The organism is Micromonospora sp. NPDC048999 (assembly GCF_040649295.1).
Lineage (GTDB): Bacteria > Actinomycetota > Actinomycetes > Mycobacteriales > Micromonosporaceae > Micromonospora.
In genome coordinates, this window is sequence record NZ_JBEZFI010000033.1 from 37,278 (window position 1) to 58,887 (window position 21,610).

General features: G+C 68.6%; 23 protein-coding genes and 1 pseudogene. 14 read left to right on the forward strand and 10 right to left on the reverse strand.

The window, feature by feature from the left end; genetic code table 11:
- On the forward strand, positions 1–526 hold a 526-nt coding region (locus tag AB0C02_RS25635), incomplete at its 5' end, for a tetratricopeptide repeat protein (protein ID WP_357551485.1).
- A 60-nt stretch (positions 527–586) separates the two neighbouring features.
- Here the strand turns inward: AB0C02_RS25635 and AB0C02_RS25640 are convergent.
- From AB0C02_RS25640 to AB0C02_RS25670, 7 genes are all read right to left on the reverse strand, one after another.
- Positions 587–1,915, reverse strand: a complete 1,329-nt coding sequence (locus AB0C02_RS25640; RefSeq protein ID WP_357551486.1) for a hypothetical protein — start codon at positions 1,913–1,915, stop codon at positions 587–589.
- Complete coding sequence (locus tag AB0C02_RS25645; protein ID WP_357551487.1) at positions 1,912–2,445, reverse strand: hypothetical protein; 534 nt, start codon at positions 2,443–2,445, stop codon at positions 1,912–1,914. The genes AB0C02_RS25640 and AB0C02_RS25645 overlap by 4 nt, the downstream gene beginning before the upstream one ends.
- Before the next feature lie 154 nt (positions 2,446–2,599).
- On the reverse strand, positions 2,600–3,238 hold the full coding sequence (locus AB0C02_RS25650; protein ID WP_357551488.1) for an N-acetyltransferase: 639 nt from the start codon (positions 3,236–3,238) through the stop codon (positions 2,600–2,602).
- Between the two features lie 40 nt (positions 3,239–3,278).
- Positions 3,279–3,956, reverse strand: a complete 678-nt coding sequence (locus AB0C02_RS25655; protein ID WP_357551489.1) for a GPP34 family phosphoprotein — start codon at positions 3,954–3,956, stop codon at positions 3,279–3,281.
- 13 nt (positions 3,957–3,969) lie between these two features.
- Complete coding sequence (locus AB0C02_RS25660) at positions 3,970–4,983, reverse strand: acetamidase/formamidase family protein (protein WP_357551490.1); 1,014 nt, start codon at positions 4,981–4,983, stop codon at positions 3,970–3,972.
- Positions 4,980–6,383 (reverse strand): APC family permease, encoded by a 1,404-nt coding sequence (locus tag AB0C02_RS25665; protein WP_357551491.1) that lies wholly within the window; start codon positions 6,381–6,383, stop codon positions 4,980–4,982. The genes AB0C02_RS25660 and AB0C02_RS25665 overlap by 4 nt, the downstream gene beginning before the upstream one ends.
- Positions 6,370–6,708 (reverse strand): hypothetical protein, encoded by a 339-nt coding sequence (locus AB0C02_RS25670; protein ID WP_357551492.1) that lies wholly within the window; start codon positions 6,706–6,708, stop codon positions 6,370–6,372. Before AB0C02_RS25670 ends, AB0C02_RS25665 begins: the two co-directional genes overlap by 14 nt.
- Before the next feature lie 39 nt (positions 6,709–6,747).
- Between AB0C02_RS25670 and AB0C02_RS25675 the strand changes: the two genes are divergently transcribed.
- A complete protein-coding gene (locus tag AB0C02_RS25675) occupies positions 6,748–8,592 on the forward strand; it encodes a prolyl oligopeptidase family serine peptidase (RefSeq protein ID WP_357551493.1) in 1,845 nt (614 codons plus the stop codon).
- On the opposite strand, the gene AB0C02_RS25680 is transcribed toward AB0C02_RS25675, so the two are convergent.
- Positions 8,556–9,941 carry a helix-turn-helix transcriptional regulator gene (locus AB0C02_RS25680; protein ID WP_357551494.1) on the reverse strand — a complete coding sequence of 462 codons (1,386 nt, stop codon included), beginning with the start codon at positions 9,939–9,941 and terminating at the stop codon, positions 8,556–8,558. The genes AB0C02_RS25675 and AB0C02_RS25680 overlap by 37 nt on opposite strands.
- 304 nt (positions 9,942–10,245) lie before the next feature.
- Here AB0C02_RS25680 and AB0C02_RS25685 point away from each other — a divergent pair, with 304 nt between their 5' ends.
- The 8 genes and pseudogenes from AB0C02_RS25685 to AB0C02_RS25720 all read left to right on the forward strand — a co-directional run bounded on the left by AB0C02_RS25685 (position 10,246) and on the right by AB0C02_RS25720 (position 13,825).
- Complete coding sequence (locus AB0C02_RS25685; RefSeq protein WP_357551495.1) at positions 10,246–10,569, forward strand: hypothetical protein; 324 nt, start codon at positions 10,246–10,248, stop codon at positions 10,567–10,569.
- Positions 10,566–11,120: an NUDIX domain-containing protein gene (locus AB0C02_RS25690; RefSeq protein ID WP_357551496.1), complete on the forward strand. Its 555-nt coding sequence runs from the start codon at positions 10,566–10,568 to the stop codon at positions 11,118–11,120. Before AB0C02_RS25685 ends, AB0C02_RS25690 begins: the two co-directional genes overlap by 4 nt.
- Positions 11,121–11,144: 24 nt before the next feature.
- On the forward strand, positions 11,145–11,654 hold the full coding sequence (locus AB0C02_RS25695; protein ID WP_357551497.1) for a DUF6879 family protein: 510 nt from the start codon (positions 11,145–11,147) through the stop codon (positions 11,652–11,654).
- Between the two features lie 51 nt (positions 11,655–11,705).
- Positions 11,706–12,044, forward strand: a pseudogene (locus AB0C02_RS25700) (transposase family protein); the annotation flags it as partial.
- Between the two features lie 98 nt (positions 12,045–12,142).
- Complete coding sequence (locus AB0C02_RS25705; protein ID WP_357551513.1) at positions 12,143–12,415, forward strand: hypothetical protein; 273 nt, start codon at positions 12,143–12,145, stop codon at positions 12,413–12,415.
- Positions 12,416–12,525: 110 nt separating this feature from the next.
- Positions 12,526–13,323: a methyltransferase domain-containing protein gene (locus tag AB0C02_RS25710; protein ID WP_357551511.1), complete on the forward strand. Its 798-nt coding sequence runs from the start codon at positions 12,526–12,528 to the stop codon at positions 13,321–13,323.
- A complete protein-coding gene (locus tag AB0C02_RS25715) occupies positions 13,320–13,580 on the forward strand; it encodes a creatininase family protein (protein ID WP_357551498.1) in 261 nt (86 codons plus the stop codon). The genes AB0C02_RS25710 and AB0C02_RS25715 overlap by 4 nt, the downstream gene beginning before the upstream one ends.
- Positions 13,532–13,825 carry a helix-turn-helix domain-containing protein gene (locus AB0C02_RS25720; protein WP_357551499.1) on the forward strand — a complete coding sequence of 98 codons (294 nt, stop codon included), beginning with the start codon at positions 13,532–13,534 and terminating at the stop codon, positions 13,823–13,825. The genes AB0C02_RS25715 and AB0C02_RS25720 overlap by 49 nt, the downstream gene beginning before the upstream one ends.
- Positions 13,826–13,962: 137 nt before the next feature.
- Here the strand turns inward: AB0C02_RS25720 and AB0C02_RS25725 are convergent, their stop codons facing one another.
- A complete protein-coding gene (locus AB0C02_RS25725; protein ID WP_357551500.1) occupies positions 13,963–14,838 on the reverse strand; it encodes a bifunctional diaminohydroxyphosphoribosylaminopyrimidine deaminase/5-amino-6-(5-phosphoribosylamino)uracil reductase RibD in 876 nt (291 codons plus the stop codon).
- On the reverse strand, positions 14,838–16,079 hold the full coding sequence (locus AB0C02_RS25730) for a hypothetical protein (protein ID WP_357551501.1): 1,242 nt from the start codon (positions 16,077–16,079) through the stop codon (positions 14,838–14,840). Before AB0C02_RS25730 ends, AB0C02_RS25725 begins: the two co-directional genes overlap by 1 nt.
- Positions 16,080–16,330: 251 nt before the next feature.
- On the opposite strand from AB0C02_RS25730, the gene fxlM reads away from it, so the two are divergent.
- The 4 genes from fxlM (at position 16,331) to AB0C02_RS25750 (ending at position 21,607) form a co-directional block, all read left to right on the forward strand.
- Entirely contained in the window at positions 16,331–17,569 is a 1,239-nt protein-coding gene (fxlM, locus tag AB0C02_RS25735) for a methyltransferase, FxLD system (protein ID WP_357551512.1), read from the forward strand.
- Between the two features lie 14 nt (positions 17,570–17,583).
- Complete coding sequence (locus tag AB0C02_RS25740; protein WP_357551502.1) at positions 17,584–17,724, forward strand: FxLD family lanthipeptide; 141 nt, start codon at positions 17,584–17,586, stop codon at positions 17,722–17,724.
- A 68-nt stretch (positions 17,725–17,792) separates the two neighbouring features.
- On the forward strand, positions 17,793–20,531 hold the full coding sequence (locus AB0C02_RS25745; RefSeq protein ID WP_357551503.1) for a lantibiotic dehydratase: 2,739 nt from the start codon (positions 17,793–17,795) through the stop codon (positions 20,529–20,531).
- Complete coding sequence (locus AB0C02_RS25750; RefSeq protein WP_357551504.1) at positions 20,528–21,607, forward strand: lanthionine synthetase C family protein; 1,080 nt, start codon at positions 20,528–20,530, stop codon at positions 21,605–21,607. Before AB0C02_RS25745 ends, AB0C02_RS25750 begins: the two co-directional genes overlap by 4 nt.
- The last annotated feature ends 3 nt before the right edge of the window (positions 21,608–21,610 follow it).

Sequence of the window (21,610 nt, forward strand, 5' to 3'; positions counted from 1 at the left end):
CTTCGAACCCGACCTCGCCACGGCGCTGAACGGCCTCGGCGTCCAGCTGGCGATCCTGGGACGGCGGGAGGAGGGCCTGACCGCCACAGTCGAGGCCGTCGACGTCTACCGCCGGTTGGCCGCGACCAACCCAGCCGCCTTCGAACCCGACCTCGCCGCAGCACTGGCCAACCTCGGCGGCACGCTGGCGAACCTGGGACGGCGGGAGGAGGCCCTGATCGCCACAGTCGACGCCGTCGACATCCGTCGCCGGTTGGCCGCGACCAACCCAGCCGCCTTCGAACCCGACCTCGCCCGCGCGCTGTGGAACTTTGCATGGGTGCGTGCAGCCGGACAGATCGAGCTACCCGAGGCACTGGCCGCCGCCCGGGAGTCTGTGTCTCTCTACGAACACCTCGCCCGCCAGCGGCCCGAGGTGTTCGGCGACGACCTGGACGGCGCCCTTGCCACCCTTGTCACCGTACTCTTCGGCCTCGAACAATACAGCGAAGCCATTCATGTCCGGCGACGCATCGGCAAACTGTGACCGCTGCGGATGTCGTCGCAGAAAGGTATTGATCGGCTCCCTCGACGGTGGCCTGATCGTTCATACCGCGCCGACGTGTGGCGAGGGCGGGCGGAGCGTTTCTGCGCCCAGGGCGGGTTCTTCGCCTCCTTCTTCGAGGTCGGTGGGGTGTAGCAGTCTGGTCGCGAGGGCGGCGATCTGTGGGATGGTTCGGGCCTGGCATCGTCGTTTGAGGATGGCCAGCCGGTTGGTCGGGTCGGACGGGCGTAGTCCGAGCCGGCGGTTGATGGTCGCCTCGTCGGCTCCTGATAGGGCGAGGCGGACGATGTCGACGTCGGCGAGCATCGCGGCTCGGCGTACGGCGGTGTCGTAGGCGGTGGTCCACCGCGTCGCGGTGGTTTCGGGGTGGCGGCTCAGGGTGGTGTGCAGTTGTTGCAGGCCGAGGGCCGCCCGCCCGAGGAGGAGGCCTTGGTGGAGGTGTCCGGTCAGGCGTAGGGCGGTGTGCGCGGCGCGGACGGCGTCTTTCAGCGTGTGGGTGGTCAGGTGGGTGTGGGCGTGGGTGAGCAGGGCGTGTACTCGGTCGCGGACCCGGTGGGCGGGCATCGTCTGTACGGCCTGCCGGGCGTGGTCGGTGGCGTCGTGCGGCAGGCCGGCGGTCAGGAGCACCCGTGCGGTGAGCATGTGTAGGGCGGGTTGGTCGAACCAGGTCAGCCACAGCGGCACTGGCATCCGGGCGGCCTGGTCGAGGGCGCGTTGCGCGTACCGCAGTAGTCGCTGCGCCTCCCCCACCTGCCCGACATGCGCGCGGGCGCGGGCGGTGTGCACCGCGAGCAGCGCCCGGTACCTGATCGGTCCGTGGATGGCGGCGTCCCGTGCTGCCAGCGCTGCGAGGAGCATGCCTCGGCGGCTGTCGGCGGTGTGCGGAAAGCCGACGCTGGACAGGATGAGGTCCAGGTGGACCAGTTGGCGGTTGAGGCGCTGCGCCAGCGGGCGTGGCGCGCTGGCGCTGACTCGCCGTGCCCTGGCCATCAGGTCGGCGGCCACCTGCGGCTCGGCTGCGTCGAAGGCGCACCATGCGGCTTGGGTCAGGTGCTGGCCGGCGACCACCGTCAGCACCTGTTCAGGTACGCCCGGTGGCGGATCAGTGCGGAGGATCCGCGTGGCGTATCCGGCAGCCCGGCCTGCCAGGTCAACTCCGCCGTAGCGCTCGTCGTCGCGTGCGAGCTGTTCGACCGGGTCGGCCAGGGTGTGGGGCTGCGCGAGTTGGGCGATTTCGCTTTCGCCCAGCGCCCACAGCACGGTGCGCACCGGTCGCCGGTTCCGGTTGCCTTCACTGGGGATGGTGGTGGTGGTGCCGCCATCGATCGCGGTGGCGGTGGCGGTGGCCGTGGAGCTGGTGGTCGGGGTCATTGCCGCGGCCTCGCGTGTGGTGGGGCCATCTCCGCGAGGACATGGCCGAGCCGGTCGGCGGCCAGGCTGGCCAACGCGGCCACCAGTTCCGGCGGCTGCGGGCAGACCATGTGCTGGTCTTCTCGCCGACACGGAATCCACAGGCTCGACACGAGCAGCGCCGCCGCCCACACATGCCGGTGCGCGGGCAAACTTCCCGCTATGGGTTCGGGCCCGTCGATGGCGGAGGTTGTCCGGGCCGAGCCGGTGAGAAGGTGACGGACCGCGTCGAGGACGATCGCCGTCTCGGCCAGCTCCCGGGCCAGGTGAGTGTGGGTCGTGAGCCGGGTGGCTGCGAGGCGGGTGCACCGGGCGGCCAGTTCCACCCGTTCCACCGTCTTGGCCCGGCATGGATCGGCGCCCACGCGGTCGGGTGCGTCACCCTGTTCGACGGCGAGCGCCAGTGGCAGCGCGGACTCGGGTTCGCGCCTGGGCAGGGGTAAGGGGGCGGGTGTGGGTTCGGATGCGAGCAGAGCTGCGGTGGTGATCATGAAAGAGTCCACTGGGGGTTGTCGGGGTGGAGGTGGGGGTGCCGCCGCCCTGGGGACCGCGGCAGCCCGCCACGGTACGCGGTGCCGGTTGGGGGTGTCGGTGGACGGCTGTTAGTCGGGTACCGGTCGGCCTGTGGTGACGGGAGCGCGGGGGTTACCCATGAAAGTCCTGCCCGCGGTTGTCCACCGTGCGGGTCGGGTCGATCGGGATGCTGCTGCTGCGGAGGGGGTTGCGGCGCATCGGGTGCAGGGTCGGGCCGTCGGGCAGGGTTATCGCTGGTCGGGGTGTGTAGCCGTAGCGGGCGAGCAGCGCCTCGTTGCCGTCCAGGATGGTGGTCCAGGAGGGCAGTTCGATGCGGTCGAGGCGGGTTTGGTGGTGGGTGAGCATCGCGGTGCCGCGGCCGGCGTTTTGGGCGTCGGGGCGCACGGCGAGGTACGCGAGGTGATGGTGGGGTTCGGTGGGCTGTTTCGTGGAGAGCAGGCTGTCCAGCAGCTCGAACCGGTGCGCGTGTGGCCCGGCGGCGTCGGTGACCTGGTTGTGGTGGTTGGTTGGTGGTGGGATGGGCCGGTAGCGGTGGAAGCCCACGGTGGTGGCGGTGAAGTCGTCGGTGAGGTGGATGTCGCCGAAGAACATCGCGTGTTCCACCCAGATGCCGACGACGTTGGTCAGCACCTGGCGGCGCTGCGGTGGGTCGGGGACCAGCCATGCGGCGAGTGGTGTGGGGTGTAGGGCGTCGGCGATCAGCGCGGCGACTGAGTCCTTGTCTGCCCAGCGGGCGGCACGGATACGCACAGCGACCTCCATCGATTGTTGTGTCCTTGTCGTCCTTGTCTCAGCGGTACGCTGCGGTGGCGAGGTCACCGACCGCGGCGTCGACGGTGGCGGTGATGTCCCGCACCGACCGGTGATGCTGCTCGGCGATCGCCTTCAGACGTGCGGTGAGGGTGGCGGTGTCCTCGTCGAGGTAGAGGTGCTCGGTGAGGCCCAGGGTGGCGACGAGGCCGGCGAGTGCGGCGGTGTGGTTGTCCGGCTGCTCGCGGCCGGTGGCGAGATACCGCAGGCGGGCGCGGGCGACGACCGGCCATTTGCTGTCGCTGGGAAGGTAGGTGTCGGTGCGGGCGAGACCGCCGAGGCGTCGGCGCGTGTGGTGGTGGAGGATGCCGGCGGCGACGAGACCAGCGCGGGTCCGCTCGTACAGCTCGTCGGAGAACCGGCGCAGGAACACCTTTACCGGTGGTGCGGCGCGTCCGTGGCGGATGGCGGCGAGGGCGGTGTCGCCGATCAGGTCGCCGATCGGCTGGTCGTGGTGTAGGCGCAGCCATCGTTCGCCGGCGGGGTGGGCGTCGCTGGTGGGGTCGAGGACGATCCGTCCGGCGAGGAACAGGTCGATCAGGACCGCGCCTGCCAAGCCGACAGCCAGGGACTGCCGGTGGATGTGTAGGTGGCCGGTGTCGTCGTTGTGACCGAGCAGGAACAACTCGTCCCGCAGCGGCAGTCGAGGAACAGTCATGAACACCGGCCCCCTATCCCAGGCCTACGGCGAGCTGCCGCAGCCGGTCGTGTACCCCGGCGTACGCGGAGGCGGGTGCGGGAAGCAGCGCCTTGTCGACCGCGGCCAGGACGGTGTAGTTGGGGTCGCACACGTTGCCGATCGGCGCCCGCCCCGCCTGCGACACCAGCTGGTAGGCGTCGAGCGTCTCCAGGCCGGTCAGGGCTCCCACCCAGCCGACCATGTCGTGGTGAGCGATCCGGTAGGCGTCCTCCAATGGGCGGGCACATCCGATCGACATGATCGAATTGTCGGTCTCCAGCCGAGGCCATCCCGTCGGCTCGCCCTTGATCACTTCGATGGCGAGGGTTGTGGTGGTGGCGATCTCCACGCCGACGCCGCATGCCTCGCCTTCGCCCTGGCGGGCGTGGCCGTCGCCGAGGGCGAGCATCGCCCCATGGACATTAACGCCGAGATACAGGGTGGTGCCGGCCCGCAGTTGCGGGGTGTCGAGGTTCCCGCCGTGGGTGTCGGGGACGATCGTGGGGCGGGCCTGCATCCCGCCGGGGGCGACGCCGATCGTGCCGATCATCGCTTCCAGGGGGAGGTCGACGGTGTGGTCGGTTTCGGTGGCTTGGAATCGCACGATCCCGGCCTGCCGGTCGATGTCGTACACCCACACCCGCTCCTCCAGCGGCGGCTGCAAGGTCGCGGTGTGCGAGGTCGACGTGAGGGCGCCGAAGTGCGGGAACGTCGACGACACACCCCAGTCCCGGGCCGGGACGATCGAAGCGAGGTGGATGGCGAGGGTGTCACCCGGTTCGGCGTCCTCGACGAAGAACGGCCCCGACACCGGGTTGAGATACGGCATGCGGCACACCTGCGACGGGAAGTCCGCCGGCCCGCGGACGAGGCCGCCGAAGCAGTCCTCCGTGAACACCTCAAGGATGTCGCCGGAGCGGACGTGCGCGACCGGCATGCGGCCACCGAAGGTGTAGGCCAACTCGTCCCGCGCCGGACGGTAGACGATCTTCTCCATGGTCATCACACCCGCTCCACGTCACGCTGCGGCTGTGCTGGTGCCAGCCCGGACAGCACCGGCCGGCGACCCGACAGGTACAGGCCGGCGAGGGCGACCACGCCGAGGGCCAGCCAGATCAGGCCGAGACGCTGGGCGGCGATGTTGGCGTTGACCACCACGTAGGCGAGGATCCCGAACCCGACCGCAGGCATGAGTAGGTGCGCCCACCAGTTGCGGCTGCGCCGGCGGATCAGGTGGTGCACCACCACGGCGACGTGCAGGACCAGGAACGCACACAGGGCCCCGAAGTTGATCAACGACGACAACAACGTGATCCCGTCGGCCCTGGTGGCCATGTACAGGCCGAGCGCGAGGGACACGGCACCGGTGAGCAGGGTCGCGTTGATCGGCACGTTCCGCCGGATCGACACCTTCGCCAAGAACCGGGGTAGCTGCCGGTCCCGGGCCATCGCATACAGGAGCCGGCTGGTGGCGACCTGGGCGACCATCGAATTCGGCAACCCCCAGGCGATGGCCGTCGCCACCGCGCACAAGGTCGCCAGCCAGCCCCCGCCAGCGGCCCGGGCGGCGTCGTAGAAGGCGGTGCCGTCAGGGTCCCCGCTGGTCAGCAGGGAGCCGGGGTCGGGGACGAGCATCGCCGCCAGCCACGTCTGCGCGATGAACAACACCCCCGCCAACACGAGGACAGCGGCCATGGCCCGGCCGACCTGCCGCGCACCGCCCTTGACCTCCTCGGCCAACATGCTGATGCCATCGAACCCGAGGAACGACAGCACCGCGATCGACACCGCACCCGCAACGACAGACCACGTGAACGTGTCGGAGTTGTAGAACGCCCCCCAACTGAACCGGCCCTTCCCGGAGGCGACCGCCCAGCCGGCGACGGCGATGAAGATCGCCAAGACGATCAGCTCACCGACCAGCATCACCCGGGTCACCACCGCCGTCATGCGGATCCCGACCGAGTTGACGACCGTGTTGACCACGACAAAACCCAACAGCCACAACCACACGGGAACCACGGGCACGGTCGCGTGCATCGCCACCGACGCCACCAGATACAACAGCCCCGGCACGAGCACGTAGTCCAACAGGATCACCCAGCCGGCGAGGAAGCCGACCGGCGGGCTGATGCCCCGACCCGCGTAGTTATAGACACTCCCCGACATCGGGAACGCCTTCACCATCTGCGCGTACGAAAACGCGGTGAACACCAACGCCACCACGCCGATCGCGTAGGCCAGGGCCACCATGCCGCCCGAGCCGGCGTACACGCTGCCGAAGATCGCCATCGGCGCGATCGGCACCATGTAGACGAGGCCGTAGGACAGCAGGTCCCGGAACCGCAGCTGGCGGCTCAGCTCCTGCTGATAGCCGTAGCTCGCCAAGTCCTCATTTAAATGCATCGCGCCCTTCCAAATAAGCTCGCGTTATCGCCGGCAAGAACATCCATTGCTGGATTTCCTGCGAATGGCCTTGCGCACCGAAGCGTCGCTCGAATTGGCGGCCTGGTCGATACCGGAAATACGGACAAAGGCTGTTGTCCGCATCGATGTTGTTCGCCAACGAAGTGGCCCTGTCGATGGGCAGTTCGAGACAAGACGTCCAGCGGCAAAGGCGAGAGGCTTCGGGCGTAGAGTCGGCGGTGTCCGAGGAGTACTCGCGCTGGCCCCGGCGATACGAAACCTTCGGCTCGGTATCAGGTGCCTTGGCAGGTTGAGAAAGACCCATGCCGCTTGGGCGACGGTCTGGAGTTGTTCGGGAGGGTCCGTGAGGGCAGCGGAAGGCTTCACCGCTGTGTCCGCGGAGGATGCTGTCCGCGCCTCTGTAAGCTATGACCAGCTTCGTGCCGGTGATGGCGCCCTGTATTGGTTGGAGACTCGGCCCGAAGCTGGCGGGCGCGGAACAGTGACGAGGTGGCGGCCCGGCGAGAGCACTCATGACATCAGTCCCGACGGTTTCGACGTCACCAGCAGGGTTCACGCGTACGGTGGCGGGTCTTTCGCTGTCGCCGAGGGAACCCTGTGGTGCGTCGGCGGGGGTGGCCTTTACCGGACCCGTCGTCGCGGCGATGAGCTTGACTTAATCAGCCAAGGGTCCTTCGGCGACCTGACCGTCGGCGACGGCGAGTTGTTGGCGGTGCGTGAGTCGGAGCAGGGTGACGAATTCGTCGCGGTGTCGCTGACGGACGCCCCGCAGGTACGCACTCTCGCCGCATCTCGGGGATTCCTTGGCGCGCCTCGGCCGGGTCCAGGCTTGTTGGCCTGGTCCGCCTGGAGCGAACGTGACATGCCCTGGGACGCGTGTGAAGTGTGGATGGCCTCCTACTCAAGCGGTGGTTGCATCGGAAACCCGAGGAAGGTCGTCGGTGGTCCGGATGAGTCGGCGGTGGAGCCACGGTGGGGGCCTGACGGCGCCTTGTACTTCATGTCGGACCGCAGCGGCTGGTGGAACCTCTATCGTTGGAACGGCAAAACGGTCGAGGCGGTGGCACCGATCGGGGCTGAGTGCGCCGCAGAGCCGTGGGAGCTGGGTTACGCGTCGTACGACTTCCTTGCCGACGGCCGGATCGCGGTGGTGGTACAGGAGGGGCCGCGACATCGCCTCATCGTCATCGACCCAGACGGCGCCATCCACACCGTCGACCTTCCGTACACGTCGATCAAGCCCTACTTGGCCATGCAGGGGACGAGGCTGGCGTTGATCGGGTCGTCACCGACCAAGGCCCCGCAGGTCGCACTGGTGCATCTGGCCGATGGCGGTCCCCGGGTGGACGTACTTGCCAGGTCGGAGCACGCCGAACTCTCCGGAGCCCAGGTGTCCACGCCGACGGAACTGCGGGTCCGTGTGCCGCGCGGCCATGAGGTGCTGGCCCTGGTGTATCCGCCAACGGGCTCGACTGCAGACTGGCGTTCACCCGTGATCATTCGGGCTCATCCTGGGCCCACTGCCTCCTGCTTGCTGCGTCTGGACTGGCAGGCGCAGTTTTTCACCAGTCGCGGGTTTGCCGTGGTGGACGTCGACTATCTGGGCAGCACTGGGTATGGCCGGAACTTCCGGGAATCGCTGTACGGCCGGTGGGGCCTGGACGACGTCGATGACTGCGCGGCTGTGGCGAACCACCTGCTGGCGACAGGGCGAGCGGCGCCGGGGCAGGTCTTCATCCGTGGTGCCAGCGCAGGCGGATACACGGCGCTGCAGGCGGTGGCGCAGGACGGTCCGTTCGCTGCCGCCACCGCGGTGTCTGCGATCGTGGATCCGGACCGGTGGACGGAGACCGTTCCTCGGTTCCAGCGTGCGCACGCCATGCGGCTGCGGGGCGGCGCCGGCCCGGTCCGTGCCGCCACTGTTCAGCGACCTGTGCTGTTCATTCATGGCACCGCAGACGAGGTGGCCGTGGCCGAAGATGTGCAGGAACTCGCCGACGAGTTGCAGGCTCTCGGTATGACATACAAGTTGCTGCTACTTTCCGATGTCGGTCACTACGTGGCGGCGTCCAGTCGGGCGGATGCGGCGCTCGAGGCGGAATTGGTTCACTACCGCTCGGTGATGGCGGCCGCAGCGACTGGTCGAGGGGATCAGACGGCCGCAAGCGGTAGCTGCTGGCGCACGTAATCGCCGAACTCGCGAACCTCCAGTTCGCATCGGTATGGCTCAAGGTCGGCTTGTACCTCGACGATGCGCTGCAAGCAGCGGTGCGACGTGGTCCGCGCGGCATGGTCCACCGCCGCCCGGCCGGCGGCGCACGCTTCGTCGATTCGGCCAGCGGCCGCCAGCGACGAAGCCAGGAGCGCGGTGTCGATGGCGACTCGCCGTACATGTGTGGGGCTCAGCGCGGTGAGTGCGTCGCCCAGGTGCCGTTGGGTCTGCTGCGGTCGGCCCAGGTCGTGGAAGCAGTGGGCAATCTCGTCGGCAAGGTACGCCGGAGTGAAATACCGGATCCACGGCGGCTCGTCCTCGGGCTTGCTGCGGGCCAGTTGCCTCTCCGCGATTTCGAGGTGGATCAGACAGTCGCCTTCGCGTCCAAGGCGGGCGTGCGTCCGCGCCACCACGGCCTGTAGCGCGGCTCCCACGGCTGGCGTCGCCTGAGCCTCACTTCCTCGCACCGCCGTGAACGCCATCCGCAGCGCCGGCTCGGGGTGACCGCAGTGCAGCGCCAGGTGGCCAATGTTCACAGCGAGCAGATAGCTGCCGTAGAGGCGGTCGTCGACGGCCTGTGTCAGCCGTAGAGCGCGTAGGTAGCGACGCTGCGCGAGACCGTGGGCACCGGTGTCGACCGCCTGGTAACCGCACAGTTCGAAGAAGCCAGCCGCCAGTGTGTAGAGGCGCCGACCAATCGCTTCGGAGGCCGGGGAGTTCGCCAGCAGCCGATTCAGTTCCCCTTCGACGTACCGCTGCACCTGGGCATGGACTCGTCCGGCACCGTGGGTGTGGTCCAACTGCCGGAACATCGTCAGAGCGCTCTCAGCGGAGAAAAGGTCCTCCTCGCTAACCTGATCAGACGAGCCGGGTCGTCCGGGCACGGACAGGCGGGGTCCCGCCGGAGCGTTTAGCCACTCCAGGGCGGCGCGGTCGAGGACGCCTGGCTGGAACGGAACCCGGGCGACCATGTCAGCCAGCCCCGGCGCCTCCGCCGAGTGGGTGGGCAGCAGGCTGCTGACGCCGGCTGGGCCGGTCGGCGGTGCCGTCAGCTTGCCCGCGCTGGCCCGCTTCTTATCGAGAAGCGGCAGCAGGCGCGTCAAGGCGCCTCCAGCCGCCAATGCCTTGTCGCAGGCATCGACGAACTCCTGGGAGGGGAATCGGTCCGCTGTCTCAACCCGACGCACCAGGTCGGCACTGTATCGGATCATGGCGCCCAGTCGCGCCTGCGAGAGGTTGGCGCGCTCCCGCAGCCGACGCAGCTCGGCACCGAAATAGTGGCGCTCGGACAGGGACGAATCGAGTGCCCGCGGGGTCTGACCCATGACACCGCCTTCTCAGGTTGCTCGCATGCGGATGGCATTGAATAGCATGGACATCGCGCAGATAGGGTCACTCAGTGTTCAGCGTGGCGCAACCAAAAACGGCGAAACGGCCTGGATGCAGGACCGAACACCGCAGGCAGACCGCATGCGGACAACCACTTCGTCCGCATGCTGGGCGTTCAGGCCAACGACCTGATGGGCGAGTGTGTGGAGAACGGGGCGCTGGAGCTGCTCGTCAATCCGCCCCGGTTCTTGAATCGCGGGGAGGTGGCAGTGGGAGCGCGAGGCGACTCCATCCGCCGTGATGGTGACGGGTGCCAGGCGCGGTATCGGCCTCGCCACTGTGAGAGCGGTCATGAGCAGAGGAGCCCCCGTGTACGTGCTGGACATTCACATGCCCACAGACGCTCCGCGAGGAGACCAGGGCCCTTCCTGGCACGAGGTCGACGTCGCTGACGAGCAGCTGGTGCGATCGTTCTTCGCAGATCACGTGAAGCCGGGATCGTTGGGTGGGCTGGTGAACTCGAGCCGGCGCGACGTTTCGGTCCTTCCTTCCTCCGCGGCTCCTCGACTGGCCTCTGATCAGCTCACCACCCAACTCAGCGCAAGGGAGTTAGGAACGACGTGACCACTGCCGCCCGCGTACGCGCAACCTCGTACATCACCAGAACAGGCACGCTCGGACCCGAGGTCCTCGTATTCAACTACCCTTCGACGCCGGTAGCCGGCACCCATCTTCCTGGCGGCGGCGTCGAGCCCGGCGAACGACCCGATACCGCCGCGATCCGCGAAGCCCTCGAAGAGACCGGCATCCAAGGCTCTTTGCATCTGCTCGGAGTCGTCGGAGTGCAACAGGGCACCTACGACACCGGCGCTTCGCGCATCAGCATCTACTTCCACCTGGCCAGCGACGAACAACGCGACTCATGGGCGCACACCATGATCGGCGACGAAACAGCATGGGACACAGGCCTGCAGGTCGCGTGCCGGTTCGTGCCAATCGAGGCAGCTACCGAACTGCTACAAGCAAGCGGTCACGGACAAGAGCAGTTTCTTGAAACACTGACCGCCGACGGCGCTGCTCCGTCATCGGTTCCTCCAACCATGCAGCACAACAAGCTTACGACACCGCGCTTTTTGGCCCGGTCCGCTTCGATAGCCCGTTCCCCAGGCGCATGACGCAGTTCTTCCCGGAGGTGAACGATGGCAACGGAGCCGACGTTTGAGGACCTGCTCCGCTCCGCCCGCCGCAGCGCCCATCACCTGGAGATGAGAGACGCGTACGCGCTCAATGACGACTACCAAGAGTGGGCTTCGGGCAACCGGTTCGACCCTGCGCAGCGCTGGCCCTGGTGGATCGACCTTGTCTCCGCGGCGGTATCCCGTGGCGTGGACGTCCACCGGACGCGCATCGTCTCCGAACCAATCTCCCCGTACGTGCGGTACGAGTACGAGATCACCAGCGGGCACAACGTGAAAGCCGGTGAAACGGTGCGTTGGCTGCCTCGCCGGCAAGCGTCCGACCTGACACTGCCCGGTAACGACTTCTGGTTGTTCGACAGCACATCGGTCCTGTTCAACCACTTCGCCGGAGACGGGACGATGATCGGCGAGGAACTGGTCACCGACCCCGCCGTGGTGCAGCTGTGCGCGTCCGCGTTCACCGCCGCGTGGGAACGAGCCATCCCGCACGAGAGCTACCAGCCGGTCTGACGGCAGGCACTCGAGGCACCCGAACGTGACTTCAGCCTCCAGTGTCCGCCGAGCAAGAACTACCGCTACTCGACGAATCTGCAGGTCGCCATCGACGCCCACCTCTCGTGGTGGCCCTTGGCGACCCGCAGCCGGGCAACCGCAACGACCATCGTCTACCGCACCAGTGGTATCGACCAGAAGTTGGCCGAACGGGCCGGTCATGGCCGACGGCGCCTACCGCGGCAACCCTGAGGTGATCATTTCGTACCGCAAACCCGCCCGACGGCAGCGAGCTGCCCGACTGGAAGGCGGACCTGACAGGCAACACGCATCGTCCGGGCGCAGGTCGAACACGCCCTGGCCCGCTGGGGCGTCGTGCGGCGGCGCAAGAGCGCCGCGAACACCCTCGCGGCGCTCAAGTCGATCCGCGCCGCGCGGCCGGATGGGGCACCGATCTACGTGATCCTGGACAACCTGTCCTCGCACAAAGGCCTCAAGATCCGCAGGTGGGCTGCCCGGAACAAGGTCGAACTGCCCCGACCTACGCCTCCTGGGCCAACCCGATCGAGGCCCAGTTCGGGCCACTGCGCACCTTCGTCATCGCCAGCTCGAACCACCCCAACCACCCCGCGCTGACCCGGAAACTGCACTCCTACCTGCGCTGGCGCAACGCCAACGCCCGCCACCCCGACGTCTTGGCCTACCAACGCCACGAACGCGCCCGCATCCGCAGCGAACGCCAACAACGATGGGGCCAACCCGCCACCCGCGCAGCCTGACCCCAACACCGTGAACGCTCGTTATCGGGGCGGCTCGACGACGGTGGCGTGCTCGTGGCCGCTGATCTCACCGCCGCCAGCCAGCACCTCACCGAACTCGCTACATGGAGATGACCATGAGTCTGTTTCACGGAACCGTCGGCTTCTACCGGCAGTACCGGCCCGGCATCCCGGCGACCGTGGCCGACGTGTTGGATGCCGCGGTCCCTACCGGTATGCCGCGGCGCCTGCTCGACGTAGGTACCGGCACCGGCCTCGTGGTAGAGGCTCTGCTTGGTCGTTTCGATGACATCATTGCCATCGACAACGATCCAGACATGCTTGCCGCTGCCGAAGACGCGCTCCGCCCGCAGCTACCCGCCGATGCCCAGTTGCGGCTGCAGGAGGTCACGGCGGAGGAGTTCACGCCACCGGCGGGATGGCAGGCCGAGCTGGTGACGATCTGCCGGGCGTTCCACTGGCTCGACCAGGCTGCGATCCTGACCCGCTTGGACGCGCAGGTCAGCCCGGACGGCGCGGTCGCGATCTTCGGCGACAACAGTTTCTGGACCGCTACCAGCGACTGGAAGGCCGCAATCCGCGCGGTCATCCAGGACTTCCTCGGCGAGCAGCGCCGCGCCGGCGAACGCACGTTCCAGCATCACGACCGCCCGTACAGCGAGATCATGCGTGAGTCGCCGTTCAGCCAGGTCGAGGAGCACAGCGTGCCCGTCAACCGGACCTGGACCGCCGACAGCATCCTTGGGTATCTGCACTCCACCTCGTTCGCCGCGCCACAACTGTTCGGCGATCGCCTCGGCGAGTTCGACAGCGCCGTCCGTGCCGCCCTTGCCCGATACAGCGACACCGACACCTTTGCCGAGGACAACGAGTTCCTCATCCGCATCGGCCGGCGAGAACGAGCATGAACCGTTGGTACGGATCGCTCTCGGCGCCGGAGATCGCCACGCAGCTAACTGAGAGATCGGTCCTGTGCCTGCCGATCGGCTCGTATGAACAGCATGGCCCACACCTGCCCCTGCACACCGACACCGTCGTCGCCGCGCAGACAGGGGTTCACCAACCGCCTTATCAGACGCTACGGCAACCAACACTACCTCTGGGCGCTCCCCGCGCTTGCACCTGTGGCGTGGCCGGTACACCGAGCAGGGCCTACCAGGGCTGACCGACCGGCGCCAGTCCGGGCCGCCACCCCGGTTCACCCCGGCACAGGTAGCCGAGGTCAAAGCCCTCGCCTGCCAGCTACCTGCCGAAACGCACACCACTGTCGACCTGGAGCGGCCCCGACCTGGCCGCCGAAGCCGTCAGCCGGGGCATCACGGCAGCGATCTCCGCATCCACGATCCGCCGGATCCTGGCCGCCGACACGCTCAAACCCTGGCTGCACCAGTCCTGGATCTTCATCCGTGACCCGGACTTCACCGCCAAAGCCAGCCGGGTGCTCGACCTCTACGCCCGCACCTACCAGGGCATCCCACTCGGCCCGGACGAGTACGTCATCTCCAGCAACGAGAAGACCAGCATCCAAGCCCGCTGCCAACCCTGGCCTATGGGGCAGGGCGGCGAAGGTAAACCCGCGCGCCAAGGCTCCAAGAGGAGATGTCTGCCACCTCGAACCCTGTCGGCGCGAGGTCCGCAGTGGCTGCCGTGAGATCAGCCGCCGGCGGGGTTCTTTCCATGGCAACCACAATCTCATCGACGCAATCGAGGTTGTCGTGAAGAGCACCGCGATGGTGAGCGTCTACGGCGAGGATGGCGCGCGAGCCGGTGGCGTAGCAGTCCGAGAGCCACTGTCGGAGGTCGCTGGTCGGGTCTTCGGCCAAGGTGAAGTGTTTGGGTGCATGGCCGCCTGGTATTCCCTCCTCGATCGCCGTGCCGCTGAGCAGGAGATCTGCACTGCTGCGCAGATCCGCTGTTAGTCGCTCGTTGAGGTGGTGGCTGTCCTTGCCGAGGGCGTAGGCCCAGGTCAGGTAGGGGCGGCGGCGAAGGGTGGCGGTGAGCCAGGGGCCGAGGACGGTGAGTGTTTCGTCGGGTATCACGTTGGTTTCGACGTCGATGCCGTGGGCGGTGAGCACGGCGGCGCCTCCGTCGCCTCGGGAGGTCGGGTCGATGACGCTGATGACGACTCGGGCGATGCCGGCGTTGATCAGCTCTTGGCGGCAGGCTGGGGTTACGCCTATGTGGTTGCAGGGTTCGAGTGTGACGATGGCGGTGCCGCCTCGCGCTGCGGCGCCAGCTACGCCAAGGGCGTTCGCCTCGGCGTGGGCTTCTCCCTTGCGCCGGTGGTAGCCGGCGCCTACGGCCTTCCCGTGGCGGTCGAGGATGACGCAGCCGACGGGCGGGTTTGGGCTCGTGGTGCCCAGGCCGAACGATGACAGCATGATTGCCTGCCGCATTGCGGCCACTTCGGCGGCGGATGCCATCAGGTGGCCTCCTTGAGGTCGTTGAGGAAGGCGCGGACCTCCGGCAGTTGCTGGTGTCCGCTGACCGTAGTGCCCAGTTGCGCGAGTTGGTGCAGGATTCGTCGTGAGCCGGCTCGACGTGCGATCGGTAGTGCGTGGTGTGCCGTCGCCGCGGCCAGGTCGGGTTGGTTGGCTGCGGCGTGGGCTGCGGCTTTGTTCAGCAGGGCGGACGCGAAGTCTTGGCGGTGTTGCGGCGGGATCGTGGGAAGGGCTTCTTCCAGTACGGTGATTGCCTCGTCTGGTCGCTGCGCCAGGCGAAGGCATGCCCCGCGGTGCACTTCGATGTAGCCGCTGGTGCAGTAGGAGCCGTGCTCTCCCTCGGGTTTGCCGGAGCGGCGGTCCGCTGCCCAGCGATGTGCGTCGTCCAGCAGGCGCATGGCCGCGCGGTGCTCGCCTGTAGCGGCCATTGCGTGCGCGTGCTGGACACGAAGCGCTGCCCGCATCGGTCCGGGCAGCTTCTGGTCGTGGCGCAACGCCGCTTCGGCCTGCTCGACGGCTTGGGCGGGGTGTCCGCTTGTCAGCCGTTGTTGGCTGCTGCGGTAGGTGGCCCACGCAATCATGATCGGATCAGCGATCTGCCCTGCCCAGGCGAGCGCCTGTTGTGTCCAGTGGTTGCCTGCGGCGTGCTCGTTGAGGGATTGGTTGAGCCAGGCGGCGGATTCGGCGTACTGGGCGGCGAGGCGGACGGTGGCGGGGCGTAGCGCTTGGGGCACCTCGCGTAGAAGGTCCTCGATCGCGAGCAGTTGCCTGGTGACGCCCATTAGGGCGTACTCAGGGCCGAACATCTTGTCGTTCTGAACCAGGAGGTGCCACTGCTCGCGTAGCAGGTGGATGGTTTCGTCCCAACTGCCTGGTTGAGGCTTGAGCGCCTTTTCAGCGACGTACATCCCGTCGCTGCGTCGAGGGCTGTAGAGGTCGAGGTCCGAGTCGGTCGGGACGCCGAAGACCTGGCGCAGTGCTGCCCGGCGCGCTTCGCTGGGCCAGCGATGCTCGCCGCGCTCCAGCTTGCCGACCCACCGGAAATCGACGTAGTGGGCCGTGACATCACGACCGGGGTAGATCGCGTCGAGTGCGGCGTTGACGGCATCGGCCAGTTCGGTCCGGGACATGCGCTGGCCGGGGCGTATCGGCGAAGGCAGTCGTTGCCGGGCACCGTTGAGCATGGTGTTCGGCCTGATCAAGGTGTCCGGATGGCGAGGCACCGTCTCTCCCCTCGGCCCAGCTTGCCGGCCGTGCCGACTATGCCACCGACCGTCTAGATCATCCACCTCCCATGCCTCTGCGCCGGGAAGCGACACGGAGGTGACGGCGAAGTCGGACCGCAAGTCGGTATTCCCCGCCGTTGCACGCTGGGTGATCGTATGAGGCGTACTCGGTGAGGCTCGGTGCGGCAGCCGGCCGCTCGGGTTGTTCGGATGGAGCGGCCGTGATGGATGGGGAGAGTGGCGCGTACATGAGTGTCGACACGATGAGCAGTGAGGGCCTGCGTGACGCGATGGTCGACGAGCTGGTCGCTGATCATGCGGCCAAAGGGCTGATGATGCGTCCCGAGGTGGAGGCGGCGCTGCGGGCGGTGCCCCGCGATCTGTACACGCCGGGCGTCCCGGTGAAGCAGGCGTACCGCAGCGACACCGCCGTCATCACCAAGCGCCACGGAGATGAGACTGTCAGTTCCGTCTCGGCGCCGTGGCTGATCGCGGAGATGCTCGGTCAGGCGGCTGACGCCCTCGACGGCAGCTTGACGGGCCGCCACGTGCTGGAGATCGGCTCGGGTGGCTATAACGCATCGCTGCTACGCGAGCTGGTCGGGCCGTCGGGTTCGGTCACATCCGTGGACATCGACCCCGAGGTGACCGAGCGGGCCGTGGCATGCCTGGCGGCGGCGGGATACGGCGATGTCACCGTGGTATGCGCGGACGCCGAGCAGCCCATCGGTCCCAGCCGCCGCTTCGACCTGATGATCGTGACGGCCGGGGCGTGGGACATCCCCCCAGCGTGGATCGCCCAGCTCAGCGAGGGCGGCGTGCTGGTCGTGCCGCTGCGCACCTTCGGGATGACCCGGTCGTGGGCGCTACGCCGTGTCGGCGACCGGCTGGTCAGCCAGAGCCAGCGCCTGTGCGGGTTCGTGGCGATGCAGGGTGCCGGAGCGCACGAGGTGCGGTATGTCGACATCGCGGAGGGCGTCCACCTGCGGCTGGATGAGGGCCAGCAGGTCAGTCCGGAAGCCGTCGGCGGGCTGCTGTCGCAGCCGCGGGAGCAGGTGTGGGCCGGGGTGAGCCTGGCGCCACGTACCGTCCTGGCCGACTTGGACCTGTGGCTGGCGGCACGCCTTGCCGATGAGGTGGACCAGGTCGTGGTTCTCTCGGCGCAGCAGGAGGCCGTTGATGCCGACCTGGTCACCCCCGCGTGGCGGTTCGGTACGCCCGCCGCCCTGCACGAGGGCACGTTCTTCTACCGCTCGGCGCTGCGCTGGGCGGACGACCTGTTCGACCTGGGCGCGTTTGCTCACGGGCCCAACGCCGCTGCGGCTGCTGGGCGAATGGTGGCGCACATGCGCGCGTGGGTGGACGCTGGCACGCCCTCTCCGGTGGTGCACGTCCTGCCCGCACAGACTCCCGACGGCGACCTGCCGGCCGGGACGGTGTTGGACAAGCGGCACAGCCGCCTCGTCCTCACCTTCACCCCCGCATAGGAAGGAAAACGCAAGTGGAGACCACGGAACTCGACGAGTTCGACCTGGACATCACCCTGGTGGACTCCGGCCCCGCCGCCAGCGGGTACGCCACCAGCACCGACGACGGCTGCGGTTCGGGCAACACGGGCTCGAACGCCTGCACCGGCAAGTAACCGACCCTCACACCCTCTCCGGGGGCCCGGCGTCCGCCGACGCCGGGCCCCACTCTCGGTGGTGCATCATGTTTCCCACGGCTGGTGCGGCGCTGATCAGAGCCGCCGCCTACCCGAGCCGCCTGGTCCTGCCTGCCTGGCCGGACCTGATGTCCGATCGGCCAGAGCAGTGGCGGGAGTGGCTGAACCTGGCCTGGGCGCTTCCGGGGTTCGCAGCAGCCGTCGCCTCCGCCACACCGCAGCTGGCCGAACAGATCACCCGGACCGTGACCGGCGAGCCGATCCCGCACGACCGGCTCCGACGCCTGGTCGAGTCGGCGGTCCGGTACCTGCTGAGGTGGACAACCCGTGCGACACCGTTCGGCACCTTCGCCGGGGTAGCCCCGGTCGAATTCGGTGCCCGCGCGACGGTCCGGTGGGGCGAGGCGCACCACGCGGTCGTCCGCCCCGATGGGCAGTTCATCGCCGAGCACACCGCGCGGGCCGAGCAGGATCTGGCCACGCTCCGCGACGTCGCTGTGGTGACGAACTCGTTGGGGTACCGGCGCGGCGAGGTGTGGGTGCTGCCCTGCGCCCGCGCCGACGACGACCGCCGGTGGGATATCGAGATTCGCCTGACCAAGCCGGTGCAGGCGGCGATACAAGCGGCGAGTTCCCCGATCATCTTCGGCGACCTCGCCGCACGAATCGCCGGACCGGCGGCCACCGGCGTGGAGGCGGCCGAGCGGATGCTGGCCTCGCTGGTCCAAGCAGGCGTGCTGCTGTCGGCGCTGCGGCCGGCGATGACCGTCACCGACCCGGCCGCCTACCTGGCCCGCCACGTCCCGATATCCGATCCCGGCGATCGGGTCGCAGTCGACCTGCGTATCGACGCCTCGGTGACATTGCCACCGGCGGTGCTCCAAGAGGCGGGCCGTGCCGCATCGGCGCTGACGGCGGTGGCACCGCAACTGCCCGGATGGGCGGAATACCACAACGCGTTCATCCAGCGATGGGGTCCGGGTGCGGCCGTGCCAGTACGCGATGTCCTGAACGTGCTGGGCTTCCCCGCCGGATACCGAGGATCCACCCGCCGCGCACCCCCGGTGTTCAGCGTTCGCGACCGGCTGCTCGCGCAGCTTGCCCAGCAGTCGGCGCTGAACGGCTGCGCGGAGGTGGTCCTCGACGACGAGCTCGTGGACCGCCTACGGGGAGACGTCGATCGGCCGCCGATCCCGCACACCGAACTACGGTTCACCCTCGCCGCTGCGGCCCCGCAGGACTTGGACCGGGGCGCGTTCACGTTGACGGTGGTCAGTGGGGCCCGCCACGCGGGGGTTTCCGCCGGCCGGTTCCTGCACCTCCTCACCCGCGCCGAACTGGCGTCGTTCCAGCGCGTCTACCGGAACCTGTCGACAGCCTTGCCCGGCGCGGAAACGGTTCAGCTGTCCGGCCCTCCGCTGGACCCTCGCCTGGCCTCGGTCGCCCGGACACCGGAACTGCTGCCCGTCCTACCCGTCGGCGACTTCCACCCCGACCCGCCGTTGACGGTTGCGGACCTCGCGGTGACCGGCGACGGTCAGCGGCTGTGGCTGGTGTCGCGGACCACCGGTCGGCCGGTCGAGCCGCTGCTGCTCAACAGCGTGCTGCTGCCCGGTCTCCAGCAGCCGCTGATGCGGTTCCTGACCGAGATCTGGACGGCGTGGACGGCGCCCTGCAGCAGATTCGACTGGGGGCACGCGAGCGGTCTGCCGTTCCTGCCCCGCGTCCGGCGCGGTCGCAGCGTCCTGCATCCCGCCCGCTGGATCATCGCCCGTACGGCTCTCCCGCGCACGGCGCCCTGGCCTCAGTGGTGCGATGCCTGGCAGCGCTACCGCGAACAGCACCGGCTCCCGGACGAGATCCTCGTCGGCGACGACGACGTGCAGCTGCGTCTGGACCTGGACGACAACGCTCACCTGGCAGTGCTGCGCAGGCACCTCGATCGGCATGCCCGCACCGTCATGATCGAGGCCCCCGGCCCGGCAGGCTGGATCGGCGACAGGCCCGCCGAACTCCTCCTCACCCTCACTGACACTCCACCGGTCATCCGGCCAAGCCGACCGGCTCGGGCCGCGACCGCGCTACAGCACCGGCCCGGACAGTCACCGTGGCTGGAGGCTCGCCTGCACGGCCGGCTCGACGACATCCTCACCGACCTCGCCCGCCGGGCCGACAACCTCCTGGCCACGGGCTGGTGGTTCCTGCGGTACCCCGACCCCGAGCCCCATCTGCGGCTACGCATCCCACTCCACGACGCCGATTTCACTGGCACCGCCAGAGGCCTCGCCCAGTGGGCACAACAACTGGAGCACAAAGGCGTCCTGCACGACTACAGCCTGCACACCTACCGGCCTGAGACCCGCCACGGCGCCGGGCCCACCCTGGCCGCTGCCGAAGCGGTGTTCGCCGCTGACTCCCGCGCCGCGCTACAGCGGCTGACCGGAGACCGTCAGGCCACCACCGCCGCCGGAATGATCGCCATCGCCGACGGCTTCACCGGCGACGGCCTGCGCTGGCTCGCCGAACACGTCCCCCACCGCAGCGGACAGCGACTCGAACCCGCCCAGCTTGACCTCGCCCGCACCTCCTACTGTGACGATGGCCTGAACGCGGCGTTGGCCGCCTACCGGGCCCTGGCCGACGCCGACAGCCTCGACCTCGACCATGTGCTGGCCGACCTGCTGCACCTGCACCACGCCCGCATGATCGGCGTGGACACCGCCTCCGAACGGCACTGCCTCCGCCTGGCCCGAGCCATCGCCCGCACCAGCCAGGCAATGCCATGACGACAGCCGGACAGTCCCTCGCCGACGGCACGGCCGGCATCGCCCTTCTGCATCTGGAAACCGGCAACCGGCCTGCCGCGTACGCGGCACTGCGGGACGCCACCGCCAACGGCGTCAGCATCGCCGCGGGAGCCAGCCTCTTCTACGGCGCCCCCGCGCTCGCCTTCGTCCTCACCGCATCCGACCAAACGGGACTTGATCGAGCACGAACCATCGCAGCGGCCGGGACCGCCATAGTGACACGCCAGCAGCTGCAAGCGGCTCACCGCCGCATCGACTCACGCCGGCAGCCGCACTACGCCGAGTACGACCTCATCCGCGGCCTGACCGGCCTCGGCGTCGCCCTACGCCGCCTCGGCGACCACCACCTGCTCCGCCAGGTACTGGACTACCTGGTCCGGCTCACCGAACCAGTCAACGACCTTCCCGGCTGGTGGTGCTCCAACGGACCCGCCCGCAACCAGCCGCCACCACCGGGAGGCCACGCCAACCACGGCATCGCCCACGGCATCACCGGCCCGCTCGCGCTTCTCGCCCTCACCTTCCGCGACGGCATCACCGTCGACGGACACACCGAGGCGATCACCCGAATATGTCGATGGCTGGACACCTGGCAGCAGCGCACCGCCAGCACCACCTGGTGGCCGCAAACTCTCACCCTCGACGACCTGCACCGTGGTGTACCGGCGCAACAGCAGCCGCTGCGCCCATCCTGGTGTTACGGCACCCCCGGCATCGCCCGTGCCCAGCAACTGGCCGCCCTCGCCCTGCACGACGCCGCCCGCCAGCAGCTCGCCGAGATGGCGTTCACCGACTGCGTGAACGACCCCGCACAGATCCGCCGTCTCACCGACCGCAGCCTCTGCCACGGCACCGCCGGGCTCCTCGCCACCGGCCGGCGCATCGCCGCCGACGCCCTCACCCCGACAGCCCTCACCCCACTGGCACGCCTTCACCAGAACGCCGCCCCCGCCGCCGACGAACCCACCGGACTCCTCGACGGCACAACCGGCTGTCGCCTCGCGACCGCCACGGCCACCTCAACGTCGTGGGACGCCTGCCTCCTACTCAACTGATGA

Bases quoted from the DNA above. Each gene is read 5' to 3' on its own strand.
- AB0C02_RS25640 (WP_357551486.1), bottom strand. From the start codon at position 1,915: ATGACCCCGACCACCAGCTCCACGGCCACCGCCACCGCCACCGCGATC.
- AB0C02_RS25645 (WP_357551487.1), bottom strand. From the start codon at position 2,445: ATGATCACCACCGCAGCTCTGCTCGCATCCGAACCCACACCCGCCCCC.
- AB0C02_RS25655 (WP_357551489.1), bottom strand. From the start codon at position 3,956: ATGACTGTTCCTCGACTGCCGCTGCGGGACGAGTTGTTCCTGCTCGGT.
- AB0C02_RS25665 (WP_357551491.1), bottom strand. From the start codon at position 6,383: ATGCATTTAAATGAGGACTTGGCGAGCTACGGCTATCAGCAGGAGCTG.
- AB0C02_RS25670 (WP_357551492.1), bottom strand. From the start codon at position 6,708: ATGGGTCTTTCTCAACCTGCCAAGGCACCTGATACCGAGCCGAAGGTT.
- AB0C02_RS25680 (WP_357551494.1), bottom strand. From the start codon at position 9,941: ATGGGTCAGACCCCGCGGGCACTCGATTCGTCCCTGTCCGAGCGCCAC.
- AB0C02_RS25685 (WP_357551495.1), top strand. From the start codon at position 10,246: ATGGTGACGGGTGCCAGGCGCGGTATCGGCCTCGCCACTGTGAGAGCG.
- AB0C02_RS25695 (WP_357551497.1), top strand. From the start codon at position 11,145: ATGGCAACGGAGCCGACGTTTGAGGACCTGCTCCGCTCCGCCCGCCGC.
- AB0C02_RS25710 (WP_357551511.1), top strand. From the start codon at position 12,526: ATGACCATGAGTCTGTTTCACGGAACCGTCGGCTTCTACCGGCAGTAC.
- AB0C02_RS25715 (WP_357551498.1), top strand. From the start codon at position 13,320: ATGAACCGTTGGTACGGATCGCTCTCGGCGCCGGAGATCGCCACGCAG.
- AB0C02_RS25725 (WP_357551500.1), bottom strand. From the start codon at position 14,838: ATGGCATCCGCCGCCGAAGTGGCCGCAATGCGGCAGGCAATCATGCTG.
- fxlM (WP_357551512.1), top strand. From the start codon at position 16,331: ATGAGTGTCGACACGATGAGCAGTGAGGGCCTGCGTGACGCGATGGTC.
- AB0C02_RS25745 (WP_357551503.1), top strand. From the start codon at position 17,793: ATGTTTCCCACGGCTGGTGCGGCGCTGATCAGAGCCGCCGCCTACCCG.
- AB0C02_RS25750 (WP_357551504.1), top strand. From the start codon at position 20,528: ATGACGACAGCCGGACAGTCCCTCGCCGACGGCACGGCCGGCATCGCC.